Genomic DNA, 2,352 nt, shown 5'->3' with positions numbered 1-2,352 from the left:
CGAAGCCTTCGCTGACCAGGATGCCGGCGATTTCCTCGTCCACTTCCAGCTTGTCCATGAACAGCTGGCGGGCCGACGCCTGCTCGGCTTCCGACTTGGCGGTGACCTGGTCCTGGGTCATCACGTTCAGCTGCCAACCGGTCAGGCGGCTGGCCAGGCGCACGTTCTGGCCGCCCTTGCCGATGGCCTGGGCCAGGCGGTCTTCGGCCACGGCCAGATCCATCGAGTGCTTGTCTTCATCGACGATGATCGACTGCACTTCAGCCGGGGCCATCGCGTTGATGACGAAGTTGGCCGGGCTGTCGTTCCACAGCACGATATCCACGCGCTCGCCATTGAGCTCGTTGGACACGGCCTGCACGCGCGAACCGCGCATGCCGATGCAGGCACCGATCGGATCGGTTCGGGTATCGTGGGCCAGCACGGCGATCTTGGCGCGGTCGCCCGGATCGCGGGCACAGGCCTTGATTTCCACCAGGCCCTGGCCGACTTCCGGCACTTCCAGCTTGAACAGCTCGATCATGAATTCCGGGGCGGCACGGCTGATGAACAGCTGCGGGCCACGCGGCTCCGAGCGCACTTCGGCCAGATAGCCGCGCACGCGGTCACCGGCGCGCAGCACGTCGCGCGGAATGCCCTTGTCCTTCGGGATGAAGCCTTCGGCGTTGCCGCCCAGGTCCACATAGATGTTGCCGCGCTCGGCGCGCTTGACCACACCGGTGATCAGCTCACCCACGCGATCCTTCCACGCATCGACCACCTGCTGGCGCTCGGCTTCGCGCACGCGCTGCACGATGACCTGCTTGGCGGCCTGGGCGGCGATGCGGCCGAAATCGGGGTTTTCGATCTGTTCTTCGATGTAATCGCCGACATCCACGCCTTCGGCTTCGTCGACGGCGTCCATCAGGCGGATCTGCCGGTCCGGCGACTCCATGACCACGTCATCGGCCACCACTTCCCAGCGGCGGTAGGTTTCGTAGCTGCCATCCTTGTGGTCGATGACCACGCGGGTCAGCACTTCCTCGTCGGCATAGCGCTTCTTCGCTGCGGAGGCCAAGGCGGCCTCGATCGCATCGAAGATCACTTCACGCGGCACGCCCTTCTCGTTGGCGACCGCGTCCACTACCAGCAACAGTTCCTTGCTCATTGGCTCACTCCGCGCGCGGCTTCTTTGCCGCCGGCTCGTTGGAAGAAGAATTCTTGTCCGGCTTCGGACGCTTCGGCGCCGGGCCGGTCGGCTTGGCCGGGGCCAGGCCCAGGGCAACCCAGTCCGGCATGATCCGGGCCTTGTCGATGTTGTCGGCCGACACGACCACTTCGGCCTTGTCGACGATGAAGGTGATGGTGTCCGCCCCTTCGTCGGTCGCTTCGATGCGGCCCTGCAGGCGGCGACGGTTGTCCTGCGGCAGCTTCAGCGTGACCTTGGCCATTTCGCCCAGGTGACGACCGAACTGTTCGAGGTTGAACAGCGGGCGGTCCACGCCCGGCGAAGACACTTCCAGCGTGTAATTGCCGCTGATCGGGTCTTCGACATCCAGCTGCGCCGACACTTCACGGCTGACGCGCTCGCAGTCGTCCACGTTGATGATGCGCTCGGGCTGTTCAGCCAGCGGCACGTCGATGTAAAGGCGCAGGGTTGCACCGCCGGGGGCCGGCAGATACTCAACGCCCAGCAGCTCCAGGCCCAGCGACACGACGGTCGGGCCGAGCAGATTCGCGATGTCGGTTGCCTTGTCGCTCACAGCCTGCCTTGATCTCTTGGTTGGGTGCCGGCCATGGCCGGCGGGGAAAACATGACGCCCCGGAAACGACAAAGGGCCCGCTGGGCCCCTTTTTCCGGAAAGACTCCGGTAACTGGATTCCGGTTGCAACCCGCTGCGAAAGCGGACTGCGAGCCCTCTTTCCGGACCGGCTTCCCGATGGGAGGCCGCCTTCAGGGGTACTGCCTAGGTCGCTGATGATAGCGGCTGCACCGCGCTGGTGCAAGGTGCGGGGCTACCCCCGAAGCGTCCGCTACGCTCGCCGGGCATGGCCCGGCGCTACCATCGTGCGGCGTGCCGGGCCATGCCCGGTGGATCGAGCACCGACCCAAAGAAAAACGCCTTCGAAGCAGGACTCCGAAGGCGATCTCTTTACTTGGTAGCGGGGGCAGGATTTGAACCTGCGACCTTCGGGTTATGAGCCCGACGAGCTGCCAGACTGCTCCACCCCGCATCAGAAGCGGAATTATGAGTGATAACTTCAAAACATGCAAGCTTTTCCTCATTCATCAAACCGGTTGGCGCCGATCTGAAGTTTGGTAGCGGGGGCAGGATTTGAACCTGCGACCTTCGGGTTATGAGCCCGACGAGC

General features: G+C 64.3%; 2 protein-coding genes and 2 tRNA genes (1 of these 4 running past the window's edge). All 4 read right to left on the bottom strand.

What is annotated here, in order from left to right:
- Positions 1-1,147: transcription termination factor NusA (gene nusA, locus ACQKDV_RS18610; RefSeq protein WP_427785733.1), on the bottom strand; the 1,147-nt coding region annotated here is incomplete at its 3' end.
- Between the two features lie 4 nt (positions 1,148-1,151).
- Positions 1,152-1,742: a ribosome maturation factor RimP gene (rimP, locus tag ACQKDV_RS18605; protein ID WP_427785732.1), complete on the bottom strand. Its 591-nt coding sequence runs from the start codon at positions 1,740-1,742 to the stop codon at positions 1,152-1,154.
- Positions 1,743-2,137: 395 nt separating this feature from the next.
- Positions 2,138-2,214: transfer RNA gene (locus tag ACQKDV_RS18600), tRNA-Met, on the bottom strand.
- Positions 2,215-2,297: 83 nt separating this feature from the next.
- Positions 2,298-2,352: transfer RNA gene (locus ACQKDV_RS18595), tRNA-Met, on the bottom strand; it runs 122 nt beyond the window's last position.

Origin of the sequence: Stenotrophomonas sp. NPDC077659, from assembly GCF_050268705.1 — a bacterium.
Lineage (GTDB): Bacteria > Pseudomonadota > Gammaproteobacteria > Xanthomonadales > Xanthomonadaceae > Stenotrophomonas.
Note: the sequence above shows the minus strand (reverse complement) of the source record. Positions and strands in the feature narration are given on the sequence as shown.